At 75.1% G+C, this 1,830-nt stretch carries 1 protein-coding gene; it reads left to right on the top strand.

Translation table 11 applies throughout. The annotated features are described in order from the left end of the window. A partial coding sequence (locus K6I33_RS34665; RefSeq protein WP_229358771.1) for a methyltransferase occupies positions 1–1,830 on the top strand: 1,830 nt, incomplete at both ends.

Genomic DNA, 1,830 nt, shown 5'->3' with positions numbered 1-1,830 from the left:
TGCCCGCCCTGCGTGAACTGGCCCGTGCGGCCGGACGCGTGGAGGCCGCGGACTGGGACGGAGAACTCTACGTCCGGGGCGGCGCCCTGATCGACCAACTGAGCGCGCACTTCACCCTCCGGGCACTCCACACCTTGGACCCCGAAGCCACCGCCCACACACCCGACAGCCTCATCGCCGCCGGCGCGCTCCCCGACCACCGACGGATGCTGTACGCCCTGCTCGATCAGGCCGAGCGCGCGGGAACGCTGCGCCGGGACGGTGACGGCGGCTGGACGCCGACCACCCGCCCCGACCCCCGGGGCGTGCTGGGCCAGCTGCTCCGTGAGTTCCCGGGGTGCGCCACGGAAGCGGCGCTGCACACGCACTGCGGCACTCTGCTGCCCGAGGTGCTCCTCGGCCGCCATGACGCCGTCACCATGTTCTTCGGGGAGGGCGACCGCCACTGGGTGGAGAACTATTACTCCGCCTGCGCCGTGGCCCGCCAGGAAAAGCCCCGGATGGCCGCCTTCGTCCGTGAGCTCGTCCGGAACTGGCCCGAGGACCGGCCCCTGCGCGTCCTGGAAGTCGGTGCCGGCACCGGAGCGCTGACCAGGATGCTGCTCGACGTCCTGCCACCCGGACGCGCGCACTACACCTTCACCGACATCTCCGCGACGTTCTTCCCGCGCGCCCGGGCCCGCTTCGCCGGACACGACCACATCGTCTACCGCCCGCTCGACCTGGACCGGGACCCCGGGCCCCAGGGCTTCGCCCCGGGCGCCTACGACCTCGTGGTCACCGACAACGTCCTGCACGCCACCACCCGGCTGCGCGACACCCTCACCCGCATCGCCGGCCTGCTCGGCGAAGGCGGCCACCTGCTGGCCGCCGAGACCCACAACCTCGACCGGATCCTTCCCTGCTTCGGCCTGCTGAAGAGCTTCTGGGACACCGACGACCCGGATCTCCGCCCCCGTTCCCCGCTCCTGACGGCCGAGCAGTGGCACGAGCTGCTCACTGCCCATGGCTTCGCCGAGACGGCCCGGCTGAGCGCGGAGGGCGCCGAGGCCGACCACTCCGTACTCATGGCGCGCCGCGCGCCCGGACGGGCCGTCCGTGGGAGCCGGGCGAAAGCCCCCGGAGAGGCCGCCCAGGCGGAGACCGCCCCCGCGACCAGCTGGATCGTCGCCGCCGAGCGGCCGGACGATCCGCTCGCCCAGGCCCTCGCGGGCGCCCTCGGTCCGGTGGAGGGCGCGGCCGTGGCCGTCGTCCAGGCCACCACCGACCCCGGCTGGTGGGCCGCTTGGCTACGGCCGGACGGGTCCCGGCCCGGCCTGGTCCTCCTCCTGGAGGGCGAGGAGAAGGAAACGGACGACGGCGGCCCGGTCGGCCCGGACCGTGACCGGGCCGTCCTCGAACGGGCCGTCACCCGCACCGCCGTCCTGCGCGCCGTCGCCCAGGCCTGCGCACGGCTTCCCCGCGCGGTCGACCCCTCCTTGTGGCTGATCACCCGCCCGTCGGGAGCCGTACCCGGGACGGGGGCCCGCCCGGAACCGGCCGACTGCGTGCCATGGGCCGTGGCCCGCACCCTCACCAACGAACAGCACCGGCCCGCCATCCGGCGACTGGCCCTCGAACGCGGACCGTCGCCCGAGGCCGACGCCGCCCGCCTGGCACGCGAACTGCTGGAACCGACGGAGGAGGACGAGATCGTCCTCACCCCCGCCGGACGCTTCGTCCCCCGGCTGCGTGACCTGCCCGCCGCCACCACCGCGGCCGACGGGCGCCGCCACCGGCTGCGGCTGCGCCGCCCGGGGCTCGGCTTCGGCCTCGACTGGGTGCCCGCCC

It is taken from the genome of Streptomyces sp. UNOB3_S3 (assembly GCF_020740895.1).
GTDB lineage: Bacteria > Actinomycetota > Actinomycetes > Streptomycetales > Streptomycetaceae > Streptomyces.
Note: the sequence above shows the minus strand (reverse complement) of the source record. Positions and strands in the feature narration are given on the sequence as shown.